Source organism: Gordonibacter pamelaeae (assembly GCF_003340385.1).
In the GTDB taxonomy this organism is placed as follows: Bacteria; Actinomycetota; Coriobacteriia; order Coriobacteriales; family Eggerthellaceae; genus Gordonibacter; species Gordonibacter pamelaeae.
Window position 1 is genome coordinate 268,907 of sequence record NZ_PPTS01000003.1, and the last position, 17,329, is coordinate 286,235.

A 17,329-nucleotide genomic window follows, 5' to 3' on the forward strand; every position below is an offset into this window, starting at 1 on the left:
TGGCGGTGGCCCGCACAGCGAACGTCAACCCTGCCCAGCTTCCGGCGTATCGCCAGATCAACACGAAGGACACCGACGGGCGCTACCTGAGCCATATCGTTTCGGCAACGTACGGTCGCGGCACCATGGTGGACAGCCCGCTCGATGCCGCCTCGGGCACCGCGAAGAGCGCGCTCGGGCTCTTCGACGACAGCTACACGTCGTACTTGCAGGTGAACGACTGGGACGAGGGCGGTTACTACCCTGGCCCCAACAAGGGCGTCACCGTGACGTTCGACGAACCGCAGGAGCTCGGCATGGTCTCGTTCGCCGAGGTGCAGGACGGCGTGCCGTTCGGCAAGGTCAACATCAGCTACGTCGACGAGGGCGGCGCGTGGAAGACCGCCGACGCGTCCATGCAGATGCGCACGGGCGCAAACGGCCGCAAGTACGCCTTGGCGAAGCTGGCCGCGCCCGTCACCGCCACGAAGGTGAAGGTCGGCGCCGGGCGCGCCTGGTCGGCCCCGAACGTCGTCATCGCCGAGATGCGCTTCCATGCCTACGACAGCCTCGAGGCCGGCATCATGGCGCTTTACGCCGATGACCTGCACCTCGAGCTCAAAGACGACGTGACGGCCGCCTCCATCGACGTGCTGCAGCAGCGCCTAGACACGCCAGATGCGGCGAGCGGCGAGTTCCACCCGTACCGCACGGCGCTCCAGGCCGAGCTCGATGCCGCGCGCAAGCTGCTGGCCACCGAGGGCCTCGAGGGCACGGTGCACGTGCACAACGGCATCTCCGCGAAGCGCGACAGCTCGCGCAACCTGGGAATCGGCGGCCTCAACGCCTGGCAGCCGCTCGGTGCGGCAGCGGCGGCCGGCGACGAGATCGTCGTCTACGCCGGCGCCGCCGGCAAGGCTACGGGAAGCAGCGCCCCGCTGCGCCTCGTGCTGTCGCAGCAGCATGCCGAAGGCGGCGCCACGAAGGTGCTGGCCACGCTCAAGGCCGGCCGCAACGAGATCACCGTCCCGCAGCTCTCCTCGCTCGACTTCGAGAAGGGCGGCCAGCTCTACGTCGAGTACACCGGCGCGTCGGACGCCGAGCACTGGGGCGTGCGCGTGAGCGGCGCGACCGCCGTGCCCGCGCTCGACCTCTACCAGGTGGCCGACCCCGCCGAGCGCCTTGCGCGCACGACGGCCTACCTGGAGAAGCTGGAGGCCCACGTGGGCGGGCTCGCGCAGTTCCACGAAGAGCACCACGCCAAGGGCGGCAACGCCAGCGTGCACTACGCCTACGACGAGAAGAACTGCATCGCCAACGCCACCGACATCATGCTCGACCAGATGATGTGCTCGGTGCCGGCCCAGCAGATCCTTGCCGACGCGGGCGGGGGCTCCACGGAGGCGCGCGCCGAGCGGCTGCTGGCCTCCTTCGATGCCATGGACCAGATGATGGAGCTGTTCTACCAGCACAAGGGCCTCACGAACTCGTTCGAGAAGAACACCCCCGCCGCGGTGGTCAAGGCGAACTCGCTTCCCTCGCAGCATCTCAACATCCGCTATGCGCGCATGTTCGCAGGCGCGTTCATGTACGCGGCCGGCAACCACATCGGCATCGAGTGGGGCTCGGTGCCGGGCCTGGCGCAAGGCGCGCCCTACGTGCTCGACGGGGACGGTGCGAGGGTGTCCGGCAGCCTGTTCGGCTGGGGCATCGGGCATGAGATCGGGCACAACATCAACCAGAGCCAGTACGCCGTGGCCGAGGTCACGAACAACTACTTCGCGCAGCTCGCCAGCACCAAAGAGACCAACGCCTCGGCGCGCTTCAAGTACGCCGACGTGTACGACCGCGTGACCTCGGGAGACGAGGGGCGCACGGGCAGCGTGTTCACGCAGCTGGCCATGTACTGGCAGCTGCGCCTGGCCTACGATGCGGGCGGCGCGTACGAGACGTACGAAACCTACCAGGACCTGCTCGCGAACCGCTTCTTCGCCCGCGTGGACAGCTACGCCCGCGCGCCCCTGACGGCGCCCGCGCCCGGCGGCGTGGAGCTTTCCCTGGGCGGCGGCGAGGCCCAGAACATCATGAAGCTGGCGAGCGCGGCGGCCGAGCGCGACCTCACGGAGTTCTTCGCGCGCTGGGGCCTTTCGCCCAACGAGGACACGGCGGCCTATATGGCCCAGTTCGAGCCCGAGACGCGCGCCGTCTGCTACGCGAGCGACGATGCACGTGCCTGGGCCCGCGCGAACAAGGACGCGGCCGACGTTGCCGGCAAAGACGTGGTCGAGGCCTCGGCCTCCGCGAACGGCAGCAAGGTGACGCTCGCGCTCGGCACGGACGCGACCGTCGGCGAGAGCGTGCTCGGCTACGAGATCGCGCGCATCACGCTGGCCGACGGCAAGGCCCAGCGCGAGGTGGTGGGCTTCTCAACCGAGGGCTCCTACACCGACGACGCCTCGGCGCTCGGCAACCGCACCGTGTCCTACGAGGTGACGGCCGTGGACAAGTTCCTGAACCGCTCCGCGGCGAAGGCGCTCGAGCCCCTCAAGCTCTCGGGCGACGGCCAGCACGCGAAGGACGGCTGGACGGTGGCCACGAACATGGCCTCCGACCAAGACGTCGTGCCGCCCGCGACCGATGACGACCCCGACGCGCCGGCGCCCGTGCCCGCCTCGGGCCGCATGGTGGACGACGATCCCGCCACCGTGTTCACCGGAACGTCCGCGGACGCCGATCCGGTCATGACCATCGACCTGGGCAAGCCCACGCCCGTGACCGCGCTGCGCTACACGCTGCAGGGCGCGGCGGAGGGTGCGCCGCTCGGCGCGTACCGCATCGAGGCGAGCCTGGACGGCGAGGAGTTCGCCACCCTCAAGGAGGGCAGGCTTGCGCTCGGCGCCGACGGCACGGCCACGCTCTACTTCGACAACGGCGAGGACCCGTGGGTCTGCACCTACGACGCGCGCTACCTGCGCATCACGGCGGTAGGCCAGGCAAACCACCCGCTCTCGGTGGGCGAGGTCGACGTGTTCGGCCCCTCCGGCGACAACGTGGAGCTGACGGAGGCCGACGGCATTCCCGCCATCGGCGTGCTCAAGAGCGACTTCGAGTACCAACCGGCCATGGACGGCCAGGCGGCGCGGTCCATCCCGAAGGGATCCGTCGTGTTCACCGGCTCGTACAAGGGCAACCCCGCCTACAACGTGGTGATGCTCTACGACGAGGCCGGCAACGTGGTGGGCGGCACGGACGCCGACGGCAACCTGGTTGCCAGCCAGATCATCCTGGCCCCCGATCCGGGCGATGCGCTTCTGGGCGAGACGTCCGAGGGCCGCTGGGTGTACTGGATCGAGCCCGGCCAGCTGGCGGGCGCGAAGCTGCCCGCCCAGGTGCGTGCCGAGCTCTACCGCGTGGACGACGCGCTTACGAACGTCGGGCAGCGCCTGACGAGCGACTCGCTGTTCGCGGGCGTGCCCGAGAAGCTGCCCGAGATCGAGCTGCGCAGCGGCGCCTCCGCCGCGGCGAACGACTAGCCCGCACCGAGAGAAACGGTTGAGAAATGGCTGAAACGATGAAGAAGATGGCAGCGGCCGCCCTTGCGGCGTGCGCGCTCTGCCTTGCGCTGGTGCCGGGCATCGCCTGGGCGGCGGTCGATCCCGAGGCGGTTGTCGAGGGGGCGGGGGACGGCGCGGCCGTTTCCCTCAAGCTGCCCGACGGCCCTCGCGACGATGTGCGCACCCTGCGGCTCGGTTTGACGGTGACGGCTGCCGACCTCGAAGGGGTGCAGGTGGACTTCGCGTTCGACGGCTCGCTGGACGGCGTGGCGGTCAAGGAGGCGCGCTATCGGCACGAGGGCGGTGTCGGCCATCTGAACCTGTATCTGGCCGGCAACAAGAACCTGTACGAGAACGACGTCCTGAAGCTCGGCACCGTGAAGTTGACGGGGGCCGACGGCACGACGGTTGGGATCGGCGCGGGCGAGCTGGGCGTGGTGAGCGCCGCGCACGACGCATCCGAGCCCACCCTGTTCTCGACGGGGCCGGTCACGGTCGAGATCGGCGCTGCCACCCCGAACCCGCCCGATCCCCCTGCGGGCGGCGGGGAGGAAGAAGGCGGCGACGCGGGCGGCGATGAAGGGGGCTCTGGTTCCGGTTCCGGCTCCGGCTCCGGTACGGGCGGGGGCGCGGGCGACGGCTCCGGGAGCGGTGGCGCGGATGCCGATGCGAACAGGAGCCCGGGGGCTCCCTCCGGCACCGAGCAGCCGCTCATGGCCACGGGCGACGGTCTTGCCGTTCCGCTTGCCGTATGCGGCGCCGTTGCGCTTGCCGCAGTTGCGGCGGCAGCTTGCAGCCTCGCCAGGAGGCCGCGCTAGGCAGAGGGCCTCTGCCGGTGGGCGCCGGCACCCTTGCGCGTCCGGTTCTTGGCGTGCAAGACGGCGCCCGCGCCGCCGGCGACGACGACAGCGGCCGCTGTGGCGCCGACGGCCCAGACGAAGCCGGGGACCTGCTCCTCGGCGTATGCCGGCGCCCCGTCGTCTCGGGCGTCCTCGTCCAAGGCGGCGTGCGTGTCGTCCGCCTTGGACGCATCGTCTTCGGCGCTGTCCCCGCCCTCGTCGGCCGGTGCGTCCTCCTCTGCGTCCTCCCCGCCGCCCGGGGCGGCCTCGGCGCGCTCCACGCCGGGCAGCAGGATCTTCGGCGCGCTCCCGGGGTTCACGCGCTCGCTCTCGCCCTGCGCCGCCCCGCCCCGGTTGCCGCCGCTGTCGCCAGCATCGGCCTCCGGCGGGTTCACCACGACGGGCGGCTCCTCATCGGGATCGTCGGGATCGGGGCGCCATGCGCCTTCGTAGGCGATGAGCGCGGGTGCGAACTCGGTGGTCGTCAGCACGCCGTCCTCGAGCGTCACCGCGGTCGCGCGAAGGTAGAAGTCGCGGTAGTCGACGGTGTCCGACGAGTAGCTCACCGTGCAGTACCTCATCACCGTATGCTGGTCGTCGGCGAAAACGGGGGTTATGCTGTTCGTGCCCGATGCGTATTCCCGCCAGCTCTCCTCCCACTCGAAGGTGCCCCAGCGCTCCCATGAGTCCGGCTCGTCCGCGTACGCGCGGTCGACGTAGAGCACCTGCAGGGCGGGGTGCCCGGTTTCCTCGTCGCAGAGGTTGGGATCGACCGGTAGGACTGGAAGGTACAGCAGCGCGCTCATGCCGACAGCGGGGATGATGCGGATGATCTGGCCGAACGGCTCGTCCACGTGGTCGATGCCGCTTCCGGGGCCGCCTCGCCGCCCCCGCAGCCGGGAGCGAGGCCCCCGTCGCCCCCTATCATGCCGCCCCCCGGCAAGCCCCCGAGCGCGCCTCCCGCTGCGCCATCCGCCCATGCCGCCGTCCCGCCGCCGAAGGCCAGTGCGGCCGCCAGGCCCAAGGACGCTGTGGCGCGGGCGGCGGGGAGGGGGTGTTTTCTGGTAAGATGCCGCACGGAGTATCCTTGTCGTTGGGAAGAGGGGTTGTCATGTCGGTTCGCTCGGCCGTGCGCGCGGCCGCTCCCGCGGCAGCGATCTTCCTGCTGGCGGGATGCCTGCTCGCGCTGGCGTACTACCATGATAACAAATACCTGTCCCCGCCGCCCTACGGCGCGGACGGCGTCCTCGAGTTGACGGATGCCGACCTCGGGCGCCCCGTGCCCCTCGTGGACGGCTGGCTGCTCTCCGTGGACGGGGCCCCGGCGGCCGAGGCGTTCATCGGCCAGTACTCCAACTTCTCCTTCGCGCCGGGCGGCACGTCGGCCTTCGGGTCCGCCGTCTACGAGCTCGAGCTGCGCTACGACGGCGATGCTCCCGAGCGCGCGCTCGTGCTGCTGGTGCCCGAGGTGTACGGCGACTTCACCCTGTACGTGGACGGCGCCGTGGCGGCGGCGGGCGGCGACGGTGCGCAGGTGGGCATCGTGGTGCGCGACGGCACGCGCCTCGAGCTGGAGGTGGAGAACCGGGAGCATTACTACAGCGGGCTGTACTACCCGCCCGTGCTCGGCACGGCGCAGGCCATGGGGCAGCTGGACTTCGCGAACGCGCTCGGCACCTGCGTGCTGGTGCTCGGCCCCCTTGCGGCGGCGCTGCTCTCCTTCGCGGTGCGCCGCCGGGGCGACGGCGATGCGCTCGTGGGCGACTTCGGCGTGCTGTGCCTGGCGTTCGCGGTGGCCGGCGCGCACGGGTTGGCGTGGCGCGCGGGCATTGCGGGCGCCTGGTGGTACGCCCTGGAGGACGCGGCGTGGGCGTGCGTGCTCGTGGCGGCCGTGGCGCTGGCCGCCCGCGCCGCGGGCCTGCCGTGGACGCAGGCGGGGCACCCGGCCGCGCGGTGGGGGGCCCGGGCGCTGTGGCTGCTGCCGGCCGCCACGTTCGCCTGGGCGGCGGCCCTGCCCGCGCTTCCCGCCTCCATCGGGGCGTACGCCGCGTTCCAGAGCGCGGTGCGCATCGCGTGCTGGGGGCTGTTCGCGGGCTGCGCCGTGGCGGGGGCGCGCAACCGCAGCGCCGAGGCGCGGTTCGTGCTGTACGGCTGCGCGGTGCTGGGCGCCGCCCTTGCGGCGAACCTTCTGGACGACAACGCCTACGAGCCGCTGTACGGCCTGTGGCAGCACGAGTACGCGGGGCTCATGCTGGTGGGCGTGTTCGCCTGGATGCTCGCCGCGCGCCTGCGCCGCCTGCGGGCCGCGCAGGAGCAGGTGCGAGATCTGGAGGTGCAGGTGCGCGCCGCCGAGGCGGGCCTCGTGCACCTAAGGCACGGCGAGCGGGAGGCGCGCACGGCGCGCCACGACCTGCGCCACCACGTGGCCGCCCTGCGGAGGATGGCCGAAGAGGGGGCGTGGGAGGACTGCCGCGCCTACCTGGACGAGCTCGCGGAGCAGCAGGACGCCGCGCCGCCCCTGCGCTACACGGGCAACGTTGTGGCGAACGCGGTGCTGGCCGCCTACCTCGCGCCGGCGCAGGCCGCGGGCGTGCGCGTGGAGTGCGACGTGCGCGTGCCCGAGCGCCTGGGCCTGGGCGCCACCGAGCTGTCCGTGCTGTTGTCGAACCTGCTGTCCAACGCCGTGGAGGCATGCGAGTGCGCCCGCGCGGCGGGCGAGGACGAGCCGTACCTCGCGCTCTCCATGCGCACGAGCGGCAACGTGCTGGCCCTGCGCTGCGAGAACTCGGCCGCGCCCGACGCGTCGTTTCTGGCCACGAGCAAGGAGAACCCGCGCGAGCACGGCCTGGGGCTGCCTGCCATGCGCGAGATAGCCCGGCGCCACCGCGGCGAGCTCTTCGCCGAGGCCGCCGACGGCCGCGCCGTCGTGCGCATCGGCCTCGCGCTCGACGGCGGGGACGGGACGTCTGCCGGGCAGGACGCCCCCTCCGCCTGCGACGGGGGCGGCGCCGGCAGCGGGGACATGCCCGCCGCGCCAGGAGGCGGTGCCTCCGGGCGCGGCTCCGCCGACGGCGGGTCCGCTCCCGCCGCGCCGGGCCCCTCCGCCGGCGGCGAAATGTGGTGAGATTGCGAGAGCCCTGATCGCGTCACTAGGCAACGGTCGCAGAATATGGTATAACCTACCAAGCAAACGCGCACGAGGCGGGTGAGAGGTACGTGCGCACCATACTTTCGAAGCATGAGAAAGTGGGCCTGTTCCCGCTTTCTTTGTTTGTAGAGGGCCGGTTCGCCCCACGCCGCGAGGCGTAGGGATATCCGGCCCGGCAAGACGGCACGGCGGCGCGCAGGAGAAGGCGCGCCGGGCGAGAGAGGAGGCGGACGTGCTCGGCAAGAAGGAACAGCAGCTGCTCGACGCGCTGGCCCCCCGCGCGGCCGAGGAGGGCGTGGAGATTGTCACCGTGGAGGTGGCAGGTGCGAAGAAAGCACCTACCATCAGGGTGTACATAGATGTGGAAGGCGGCGTGAGCTTCGACGAGCTCTCGGCTGCCCAGGCATGGATCAACGACCTCATGGACGAGCTCGACCCGTTCCCCGGCGCCTACACGCTGGAGGTCTCGTCGCCCGGCATCGACCGCCCGCTGCGCACGCCGGAGCACTTCGCCCGGTTCGCCGGCGAGACGGCCGTGGTGAAGACGGCGGCCCCGCTCGACGGGCGCAGCGCCTTCACCGGCACCATCGCGGGCGTCGCGGACGGCGTGGTGGAGCTCGACGTGGACGGCACCGCCTTCCGCATCCCCGTATCCGACATCAAGCGCGCCCACCTCAAGGGCGCTATCGATTTCAGCTCATAGGAAAGGACTTCAGACGTGGCAACTTCAGAACTGATCGAGGCCTTGCAGGCCCTGGCCCACGAACGCAAGATCGACGAGTTCTACCTCATCGAGCGCCTGGAGGTGTCGCTTGCCAAGAGCTACGAGCGCATCCTGGACCTCGAGTGGGACGCGCGCGTGACCATCGACCGCCAGACGGGGCACATCTACGTCTACGAGCTGGTGCCGGTGGGCGAGCCCGACGAGGAGACCGGCGAGTACAGCGAGTTCGAGGAGCGCGACGTGACGCCGGCCGACGTGAGCCGCATCGCGGCGCAGAACGCGAAGGGCGTCATCGCGTCCATCGTGCGCGAGGCGGGCCGCCAGTCCATCTTCGAGGAGTTCTCGGGACGCGTGGGCGACCTGGTCACGGGCACGGTGCTGCAGGGCACCCCGGACTTCACCATCATCAAGATCCGCGACGGCGTGGAGGCGGAGCTGCCGCACTACGACCAGAAGCGCAACCCGGGCGAGCGCAACGAGCGTCCGTCGAACGAGCACTACCGCCACAACCAGCGCCTGAAGGTGCTCATCATCGACGTGCGCGACCCGAACTCCGACGCGCCGAAGATGCGCGGCGAGCAGGCCCGCCCGGCCATCGTCGTGTCCCGCACGCACCCGGACCTCATCCGCCGCCTCTTCGAGATCGAGGTGCCGGAGATCTACGACGGCATGGTGGAGATCAAGTCCATCGCCCGCGAGCCGGGCGCGCGCTCCAAGATCGCGGTGGCCTCGCGCGAGGCGAACCTCGACCCGGTGGGCGCCTGCGTCGGCCCGAAGGGCAGCCGCGTGCGCATGGTGGTGGAGGAGCTGCGCAACGAGCGCGTGGACGTCATCCAGTGGCACGAGGACCCCGCGTCCTACGTGGCCAACGCGCTCTCGCCCGCGAAGGTGGCGAACGTCATCATCGACGAGGACAACCACTACGCCACCGTCGTGGTGCCCGACGACCAGCTGTCGCTGGCCATCGGCAAGGAGGGCCAGAACGCCCGCCTCGCCGCGCGCCTCACGGGCTGGCATATCGACATCAAGAGCGCGTCGTTCGCCGGCGAGCCGCTGGCCGCGGGCGACAACATGCTCATCGACGAGGACGTGGAGGCCGACGACGAGGCCGGCCTGTGCGCCTACGTGAGCGAGGACGGGGCGCGCTGCCGCAACCATGCCCGGCCGGGCAGCCACTACTGCGGCGTGCACGCGGACCTCGACGGGGAATAGCGGCCAAGGGAAACGAGCGAGGCGACGGATGGCAACGGAGACGAGGAAACGGCAGCGCAGCTGCATCGCATGCGGAAAGCAGGCCGGCAAGGCCGAGCTCTACCGCGTGGTGCGCACGCCGGCGGGCTCCGTGGCGTTCGACGGCACCGGCCGCGCGCCGGGGCGGGGGGCGTACGTATGCTCCGAGGCGTGCTTCGCCGCCGCATGCAAGACCAGAAAGCTTGAACGGGCGCTGAAGACGAAGCTCGATCACGATGAGTTGGAACGAATCGCAGCCGAGGTGTCTTCGGCGCTGCGCGGAGCGTAAGGGAAGAGGAGTTGGTATATGGCCAGCATGCGCGTACATGAGTTGGCGAAGGAATTCGACATGACGAGCAAGGAGCTGCTCGACAAGCTGAACGAGATGAAGATACCCGCGAAGAGCCACGCGAGCATGCTCGCCGACGCCTACGTGGCCAAGATCAGGAAGAACCTCGAGCCCGAGATCAAGCAGCGCGCGGGCCAGCTGGAGGCCGAGGAGGCCGCCGAGCTCGCCCGCGAGCGCGCCGAGGCCGAGGCCCGCAAGGCCGAGGAGGAGCGTGCCCGCCGCGAGGCCGTGGAGCAGGAGCGCGCCGCCCGCGAGGCCGAGCGCGCCCGCCGCGAGGCCGCCGAGGCCGAGGGCTCCGCGTCGGGCGGGGAGGGCTCCCCGGACGGGCGCAAGCCGGCCAAGGCGCCGGCGTCCTCGCCGTTCGAGAGCCTGGCGAGCCAGATCGAGAGCGAGAAGGAGCGCGTGGCCCGCGAGGCCGCCGAGGCCCGTGCCCGCGCCCGCCAGGCCAAGGCCATGGCCGAGGTGGCGAAGAAGCAGGCCGTGGAGGAGGCGCTGCGCCAGCGCAACAGCAAGAAGCAGAAGGGCTCCGCGTCCTCCGCGCCGAAGCCCGCTCCCGTGATCGGCGCGAAGAAGGCCTCCGGGTTCGATTCGCTGCTCTCGCAGATCGAGGCCGAGAAGCAGCGCATCGAGGCCCAGAAGAAGCAGGCCGCGTCGGCCGGCGCCGGCGCCAAGGATGCCGCGCGCAAGGGCGGCAAGCCCGAGCGCGGACCGAAGAAGGGCAAGCGCGGCGGCTCGTTCGAGCAGATCGTGCCCGAGCTCGAGGTCCAGCAGCAGCCTGCGGGCGAGGACCGCTACGCCCAGATGGCCGTGCAGGCCGAGAAGCTCCAGCGCGACAAGGTGCTGGCCGAGGCCCGCGCCGCCGTGGCCGCCGCCTCCACGCACGAGGGGGAGGGCCGCCGCAAGAAGCGCAAGGAGAAGCGCGAGGCCGAGAACCGCGAGCGTTTGGAGCTGGAGGCCATCGAGAAGGGCCTCGATCCCACGCTCGTGCTGGACGATTCCGTGGTGGAGATCCCGCAGGGCACGACCGTGGCCAAGTTCGCCGAGCTCATCGGCGTGCCGCCCAACGACGTCATCAAGCGCCTGTTCATGCTGGGCCAGGTGCTCACGCTCACGCAGTCCATGGGCGACGACCTGGTGGAGCTCATCGCCGACGACATGGGGCGCAAGGTGCGCGTCGTGTCGCCCGAGGAGGAGTACGCCGTCGTGTACCACGACAAGGACGAGGACCTCAAGCCCCGCCCGCCCGTCGTCACCGTCATGGGCCACGTCGACCACGGCAAGACGTCGCTTCTGGACGCCATCCGCGACACGGGCGTGGCCGCGGGCGAGGCCGGCGGCATCACCCAGCACATCGGCGCGTCGGTCGTGGAGATCGACGGCAAGCAGATCACGTTCATCGACACGCCGGGCCACGAGGCGTTCACGGCCATGCGCGCCCGCGGCGCCCAGGTCACCGACGTCATCGTGCTCGTGGTGGCCGCCGACGACGGCGTCATGCCGCAGACCGTCGAGGCCATCAACCACGCGAAGGCGGCCGAGGTGCCCATCGTGGTGGCCGTCAACAAGATCGACAAGCCGGGCGCGAACCCCGACCGCGTGCGCCAGGAGCTCGTGGAGTACGGCGTCATCCCCGAGGAATGGGGCGGCACGAACATGTTCGTGGAGGTGTCGGCCAAGCAGCGCCTGCACATCGACGACGTGCTGGAGACCATCATCCTGCAGGCCGACGTCCTGGAGCTCAAGGCCAACCCCGACGCCGAGGCCTCCGGCTTCGTCATCGAGGCGAACCTGGACAAGGGCCGCGGCCCCGTGGCAACCGTGCTCGTGCAGCGCGGCACGCTGCACCCCGGCGACATCGTGGTGGCCGGCACGTCCTACGGCCGCGTGCGCGCGCTGGTAAACCCGCTCGGCAAGCACGTGGACGAGGCCTACCCCGCCGACCCGGTGGAGATCCTGGGCCTGAACAGCGTGCCGGTGGCCGGCGACGAGTTCCGCGTGTTCGACGACGAGCGCGACGCCCGCAAGCTCGCCGAGGAGCGCGCGCTGCGCGCCCGCCTGGCCGAGCAGGAGACGAAGTCCCATGTGAGCCTGGACGACCTGTTCAGCCGCATCGAGGAGGGCAAGCAGACCGACCTGAACCTCATCGTGAAGGCCGACGTGCAGGGCTCCATCGAGGCGCTGCGCGACGCGTTCGAGAAGATGGACCAGTCTGAGGTGCGCATCAACATCGTGCACTCGGCCGTGGGCGGCATCACCGAGACCGACGTCACGCTGGCCTCCGCTTCCGACGCCATCATCATCGGCTTCAACGTGCGCCCCACGGGCAAGTCGAAGGTGCAGGCCGAGAAGGAGAAGGTGGACATCCGCCTGTACCGCGTCATCTACCAGGCCATCGAGGAGATCAACGCCGCGCGTGTGGGCCTGCTCTCGCCCGATATCGTAGAGGAGGACACCGGCGTCGCCGAGGTCCGCGAGACGTTCAAGGTGCCGAAGGTGGGCACCATCGCCGGCTGCTACATCACCGAGGGCGAGATCAACCGCGACGACAAGGTGCGCATCGTGCGCGACGGCACCGTGATCTTCGAGGGCGTCATGGAGTCGCTGCGCCGCTTCAAGGACGACGTGAAGAGCGTGCGCCAGGGCTACGAGTGCGGCATCGGCATCCATGGCTACCAGGACCTCAAGGTGGGCGATACCATCGAGGGCTACCAGGTGAAGGAAGTCGAGCGAACGGAGTAACCGTTCGTAACCGATACGAGCATCGAAGCGCCCGTCGGCCGTCCCGCGATACACTGGACGCGACGGGCGCGTTTTTCGCGCAACCCCCGACTGTTTAGGAGGCGGCACCATGAAGCAAGGATCTTCGAACCGCAAGGTCAACGAGCAGGCGCGCGAGGTCATCGCGAGCATTCTCTTGTTCGAGATATCCGACCCGCGCCTCGAGCTCGTGACCATCACGGGCTGCGAGGTGAGCTACGACCGCAGCGTGTGCAACGTGTTCTACACCACCGAGCCCGAGCGCTACGACGACGTGGCCGCCGCCTTCCAGAAGGCGGCGGGGCGCATCCGCTCGCTCATGGCGCGGAAGCTCTCGTGGCGCGTGGCGCCCGAGCTGCGCTTCCTCTTGGACACGAGCGTCGACCAGGCCGAGCGCATTGCGAGCGCGCTCGCGGCCGACGCGCACCGCAGCGCCGTGGCCGCGCCCACGGACAGCGACGTGCCGGCCGACGCCGACGCGTTCGCCGCCGAGCGTGCGCAGGAGCAGGCCGAGGAACGCTCCCAGGACGGGGAGGGCGCATGAGCGTCACGCCCCAGACGAACACGACGCTGCCCGAGCTGGCCGCCGCGCTCGCCGAGCGCGACGACTTCGTCATCTGCGGGCACGTGAGCCCCGACGGCGACTGCATCGGCTCGCAGCTCGCGCTCATGCACGCGCTGCGCTCGCTCGGGAAGCGGGCCGTGTGCCTGCTGGCCAAGGACGAGCCCATCGACGCACGCCTGGCGTTCCTGCCGGGCGCCGACGGGCTCGTTCCGGCGGCGCTCTACGACGGCCCTGCCGCCACGTTCGTGGCGGTGGACGTGCCCATGCGCGACCGCATGAACTCTGCGGCGGCGCACCTGCTGGACGCGTGCGCCTTCTCGGCCACCGTCGACCACCACGCCTACGACGAGCGCATGACCGACCTCGCCTACGTCGATCCCGCCTCCGCATCCACGACGATGCTCGTGTGGGAGCTCGCCGGCCTCATGGGCGCCGAGCGCGGGGCCGAGCTTGCCACGTGCTGCTACACGGGCCTCGTCACGGACACGGGGCGCTTCCAGTACCAGAACACCGACGCGGCCGCCCTTGCGGCGGCGTCGGCCATGGTCGCCGCAGGCGCCGATGCGGCGGGCGTGGCCCGCGAGATATTCCAGAGCCGCTCGCTCCCCTCCGTGGAGCTCGAGGCGCTGGCCGTCGAGCGCATGCGCTTCGGCGCCGACGGGGGGTGGGCGCTGAGCTGGGTCATGCGCGACGACTTCGACGCCGTGGGCGCCGTGAAGGCCGACGCCGAGCCCCTTATCGACGCGCTGCGCTCCCTGCGCGGCGTGCGCGTGGCGTGCATGCTGCGCGACCAGGGCGACTCGGTGCGCGGCAGCTTCCGCGCGAAGGACGGCACCGACGTGGCAGCGCTCGCGCGCACGCTGGGAGGCGGCGGGCACCGGGCCGCGGCCGGCTTCACCGTGTCGGGCCCCATGGAGGCCGCCGTGGAGCGCATCGGCGCGCTGCTGGACGAGGCGCTTGCCGGTACGCCGGCCGATGCAGAGGGGGAGCGCGGGGCGTGAAACGGGGGGATTCGGGGCTTTCCCTGGTCGTGGGGGTGAACAAGCCGGCGGGCATGAGCTCGCACGACGTGGTCAACCGGTGCCGCCGCATCTTCGGCGAGCGTCGCGTGGGGCATACGGGCACGCTCGACCCCATGGCGACGGGCGTGCTCCCCATCTGCGTGGGGCCGGCCACGCGCCTGGACGCCTACCTCGTGGGCCACGACAAGCACTACCGCGTGCGCATCGCGTTCGGCGCGGCCACCACCACCGACGACGCCGAGGGCGAAATCGTACGCACGGGCGACGTGCCCGCGCGCGTGCTGGACCCGGCGTTCGCCGCCTCGTTCGCGAAGGGCCTGGCAGGCGCCCGCAAGCAGCTGCCGCCTGCCTACTCGGCCATCAAGGTGAACGGGCGCAAGGCATGCGACGCCGCCCGCCAGGGCACCATCATCGACCTGGCGCCGCGCGACATCGTGGTGCACGACGCGCGCCTCGTGGCGGTGCACGAGGCGGGGGACGGCTGCGAGCTGCCGTCGTGGGATGTGGAGTTCCACGTGTCGAAGGGCACCTACATCCGCGCGCTCGCCCGCGACGCAGGCGCGGCGCTCGGCTGCCCTGCGCACGTGGCGGCGCTCGAGCGCACGCAGCTGGGCCTGCTGCGCCTGGAGGAGTGCGTCACGCTGGAGACGCTGGCGGAGCTCGGCGACCGCGCCGCGCTCGACCCGGTGCACCTGCTGGGCACGCGCTTCCTCTACGCCGACGGCCCGCTGGCCGCCGGCGTGCGCAACGGCAACGCGTTGCCAGGGTCGTCCGAGCTGTTCGAGCGCCGGCGGGGCGCGCTGGACGCGGAGTTCTGCGCCTGCACGGCGGGCGTGCGCGAGAGCTGCGAGGCGCCGCACGACGGCGAGGTGGTGGCCGTGATCGCCGAGAACAAGCTCGTGGCGCTGTACGCTTACGACGAGGGCCGCGCCGCCTATCGCGCGCGGTGCGTGTTCCAGACGGGGGTTTCTCGTGGCAGAGATCTATGAGGTGGGGGAGCGTTTCGACCATGCGTTCTTCGCGGGCACGTCCTGCGCGTTCGGCGTGTTCGACGGCGTGCACGCCGGGCACCGGTACCTGCTGGCGCAGGCGCGCGAGACGGCGGGAAGGTCGGGCGGCAAGAGCGTCGCGCTCACGTTCGACATTGACCCTGACGAGGTGTTTCACCCCGACCGCCTGAAGAAGCTCATGACGAACGGGGAGCGCCTGGCCATGCTTGCGGCCACGGGCGTGGACGCCGTGGCCGTGCTGCCGTTCACGCCGGCGTTCGCCTCGCTGTCGCCCGAGGCGTTCCTCGAGGCCACGTTCGACGGCACGGCACCTGCGTACCTGCACGTGGGTTGCGACTTCCGGTTCGGTGCGCGCGCGGCAGGCACCGTGGGCGAGCTCGCGGCGTGGGGCGCCGGCGCCGGCTGCGCCGTGGCGGCGCACGACCTCAAGAGTGCCGACGGCGCGCCCGTCACGGCCACGCGCATCCGCCTGCTGCTGGCCGAGGGCGACATCGCGGAGGCCAACCGCCTGCTCGAGCGTCCGTACTTCATGACGGGCACGGTGGAGCCGGGCCGCGGGGAAGGGGCCGATTTGGGCTTCCGCACCGCGAACCTCGCCGTGCCCGACCAGCTGCGCCCGCTCGGCGACGGCGTGTACGCCGCCTACGCCCAGGTGGACGGCACGCGCTACAAGGCCGCCGTGAACGTGGGCGTGGCCGCCACCTTCGCCGACCGCGCCACCGCCACCTGCGAGGTGCACCTCCTTGACTTCGCCGGCGACCTCTACGGCAAGCCGGTCAAGGTGGAGTTCCTGCACTGGCTGCGCCCCATGCGCAAGTTCGACGACGTGGAAGAGCTCATCGCCACGGTGAAGGACAACATCCAGTGGGTGAGGGAGAACCTGTAGGGTCAGACTGGGGTCAGCCGAGGGGCGTGCAGTCCGGCGAGTCCGACAGGAGCACTAGCTTCTGGAAGTAGTCCGTCGTGGAAAGGCCCGCGTCGGCACCCTGGTTGACGAGGTTCTGCCCTGCTGCGAAAGGGCTGCCTGTTTCGTCGAGGGAGAAGAGCGCATCTTGGCCGAACCATTGCTCGAACGGCCGGTAGTCGAGGTCCCCGTTGGAGGGCGAGTAGCTGCGGAGGAAGAGCGGGCCCTGCTCCGTATGGGCGAGCAGGATGGAGCACACCGCCCCTGCGACAGGTGATCCGGCCGCATCGAGCCGCATGGCGAACCGATTGTACGTGCTGGAGCCGAATTCTGTCTCGCAGGCGCTCTGGATGATATGCTCGCTGCCGAATTCGCCGAAGAAGGTCTCCTGCGGATAGCTTTCTGCAATGAACCGGAAGTTCGACATCATCGCCTCGTCGCGCAGATCGTTCGACTTCGAGGACTGCTCCGTTTCCGTTCCCTGGTAATAGCGTACGGTGCGGTCGAAGTTCTCGGCAAACTGCACCGCCCATCCGTACGAGGCACCGAACGCCGCCCGTGCCTCGTCCGGTTGCTCGCGTATCGCCCGCCCGAGCTCCTCTAACGCCCGAACATCGCCGTCTCGGGCTCCTTCCAAGGTTGCGGCGAAAGCCTCGCCAACGGCGGCGGAATCGTCCGAGAGCAGGGAGAGGCCCCGGGCGGCGGTCTCGGGCTGGTGGTCTATGTCCAGGCCGACCACATGGAGCTTCTCCTGGTCGGGCAGTGTTGTGTTGTACTCACGGAGCCAATTCCAGAAATCCCGCTCCTCCAGGGTATAACCCATCGTGCCGTTCAGTTGCTCCAGATAGAAATCCAGTTCTTCTGCATCGCCCGTCTGGAGGTACTGGTCCAGCAGCAGGCCGCTGCCGAAGCCGGTCTCCCAGAGGAGGTAGCGTACGCCTTCGTATTCGTGGAAGTAGCGCACAAGCAGCTTTTCAGCTTGTTTGTCCTTTGCCTTCGTGTGGGTTTCCCCGACAAGAAACACCCGGTAGCCGTCGACGTTGCCGACGGCGCCGTTTGCGAGCGGCTGATCCAGGTCGAGCGGGTTTGCCTGGCTTTCGAGGTACTCGCGCGCGGAATCGGGGACGCCGGTTCCGCATCCGGGCAGGGCGAGCAGCGCCGCTGCGAGCGCTATTCCGACAATTGCTCTCATCTGGTCCCTCCTTAGAGGACGGGTGCAATCCGAAAGGCCATGCTTAATAATGATGG

13 protein-coding genes are annotated in these 17,329 nt (G+C 70.4%); 11 read left to right on the forward strand and 2 right to left on the reverse strand.

Annotation, left to right across the window (positions count from 1 at the left end; genetic code table 11):
* Nucleotides 1-524 precede the first annotated feature (524 nt).
* Nucleotides 525-3,512, forward strand: a complete 2,988-nt coding sequence (locus C1877_RS16015; RefSeq protein WP_390624762.1) for a M60 family metallopeptidase — start codon at nt 525-527, stop codon at nt 3,510-3,512.
* Nucleotides 3,513-3,538: 26 nt separating this feature from the next.
* Nucleotides 3,539-4,351 carry a hypothetical protein gene (locus C1877_RS15305; RefSeq protein WP_181813804.1) on the forward strand — a complete coding sequence of 271 codons (813 nt, stop codon included), beginning with the start codon at nt 3,539-3,541 and terminating at the stop codon, nt 4,349-4,351.
* Here the strand turns inward: C1877_RS15305 and C1877_RS06235 are convergent.
* Nucleotides 4,348-5,226, reverse strand: a complete 879-nt coding sequence (locus C1877_RS06235) for an ICP22 family protein (protein WP_114568696.1) — start codon at nt 5,224-5,226, stop codon at nt 4,348-4,350. The two genes, C1877_RS15305 and C1877_RS06235, sit on opposite strands and share 4 nt — an antisense overlap.
* Before the next feature lie 257 nt (nt 5,227-5,483).
* On the opposite strand from C1877_RS06235, the gene C1877_RS06240 reads away from it, so the two are divergent.
* The 9 genes from C1877_RS06240 to ribF all read left to right on the forward strand — a co-directional run bounded on the left by C1877_RS06240 (nt 5,484) and on the right by ribF (nt 16,063).
* A complete protein-coding gene (locus tag C1877_RS06240) occupies nt 5,484-7,496 on the forward strand; it encodes a GHKL domain-containing protein (protein ID WP_114568697.1) in 2,013 nt (670 codons plus the stop codon).
* A gap of 256 nt (nt 7,497-7,752) precedes the next feature.
* Entirely contained in the window at nt 7,753-8,223 is a 471-nt protein-coding gene (locus C1877_RS06245; RefSeq protein ID WP_041238707.1) for a ribosome maturation factor RimP, read from the forward strand.
* Nucleotides 8,224-8,238: 15 nt separating this feature from the next.
* Nucleotides 8,239-9,456 carry a transcription termination factor NusA gene (nusA, locus tag C1877_RS06250; protein WP_041238706.1) on the forward strand — a complete coding sequence of 406 codons (1,218 nt, stop codon included), beginning with the start codon at nt 8,239-8,241 and terminating at the stop codon, nt 9,454-9,456.
* Nucleotides 9,457-9,484: 28 nt separating this feature from the next.
* Complete coding sequence (gene rnpM, locus C1877_RS06255) at nt 9,485-9,763, forward strand: RNase P modulator RnpM (protein WP_015538677.1); 279 nt, start codon at nt 9,485-9,487, stop codon at nt 9,761-9,763.
* A gap of 18 nt (nt 9,764-9,781) precedes the next feature.
* Nucleotides 9,782-12,562, forward strand: coding sequence for a translation initiation factor IF-2 (infB, locus tag C1877_RS06260; RefSeq protein ID WP_114568698.1), 2,781 nt, complete (start codon nt 9,782-9,784; stop codon nt 12,560-12,562).
* 109 nt (nt 12,563-12,671) lie between these two features.
* Nucleotides 12,672-13,124, forward strand: a complete 453-nt coding sequence (rbfA, locus tag C1877_RS06265; RefSeq protein WP_114568699.1) for a 30S ribosome-binding factor RbfA — start codon at nt 12,672-12,674, stop codon at nt 13,122-13,124.
* Nucleotides 13,121-14,146 carry a DHH family phosphoesterase gene (locus tag C1877_RS06270; RefSeq protein WP_114568700.1) on the forward strand — a complete coding sequence of 342 codons (1,026 nt, stop codon included), beginning with the start codon at nt 13,121-13,123 and terminating at the stop codon, nt 14,144-14,146. Before rbfA ends, C1877_RS06270 begins: the two co-directional genes overlap by 4 nt.
* Nucleotides 14,143-15,156, forward strand: coding sequence for a tRNA pseudouridine(55) synthase TruB (gene truB, locus C1877_RS06275; RefSeq protein ID WP_114568701.1), 1,014 nt, complete (start codon nt 14,143-14,145; stop codon nt 15,154-15,156). The genes C1877_RS06270 and truB overlap by 4 nt, the downstream gene beginning before the upstream one ends.
* Nucleotides 15,140-16,063: a riboflavin biosynthesis protein RibF gene (gene ribF, locus C1877_RS06280; protein ID WP_114568702.1), complete on the forward strand. Its 924-nt coding sequence runs from the start codon at nt 15,140-15,142 to the stop codon at nt 16,061-16,063. Before truB ends, ribF begins: the two co-directional genes overlap by 17 nt.
* 13 nt (nt 16,064-16,076) lie before the next feature.
* Here the strand turns inward: ribF and C1877_RS06285 are convergent, their stop codons facing one another.
* Entirely contained in the window at nt 16,077-17,273 is a 1,197-nt protein-coding gene (locus tag C1877_RS06285; RefSeq protein WP_114568703.1) for an erythromycin esterase family protein, read from the reverse strand.
* Nucleotides 17,274-17,329 lie beyond the last annotated feature (56 nt).

What these genes read in the sequence shown, in the direction of transcription:
- C1877_RS16015 (WP_390624762.1), top strand. Translation starts at nt 525, where the DNA reads ATGCGCTTCCATGCCTACGACAGCCTCGAGGCCGGCATCATGGCGCTT.
- C1877_RS15305 (WP_181813804.1), top strand. Translation starts at nt 3,539, where the DNA reads ATGGCTGAAACGATGAAGAAGATGGCAGCGGCCGCCCTTGCGGCGTGC.
- C1877_RS06240 (WP_114568697.1), top strand. Translation starts at nt 5,484, where the DNA reads ATGTCGGTTCGCTCGGCCGTGCGCGCGGCCGCTCCCGCGGCAGCGATC.
- rnpM (WP_015538677.1), top strand. Translation starts at nt 9,485, where the DNA reads ATGGCAACGGAGACGAGGAAACGGCAGCGCAGCTGCATCGCATGCGGA.
- infB (WP_114568698.1), top strand. Translation starts at nt 9,782, where the DNA reads ATGGCCAGCATGCGCGTACATGAGTTGGCGAAGGAATTCGACATGACG.
- rbfA (WP_114568699.1), top strand. Translation starts at nt 12,672, where the DNA reads ATGAAGCAAGGATCTTCGAACCGCAAGGTCAACGAGCAGGCGCGCGAG.
- C1877_RS06270 (WP_114568700.1), top strand. Translation starts at nt 13,121, where the DNA reads ATGAGCGTCACGCCCCAGACGAACACGACGCTGCCCGAGCTGGCCGCC.
- C1877_RS06285 (WP_114568703.1), bottom strand. Translation starts at nt 17,273, where the DNA reads ATGAGAGCAATTGTCGGAATAGCGCTCGCAGCGGCGCTGCTCGCCCTG.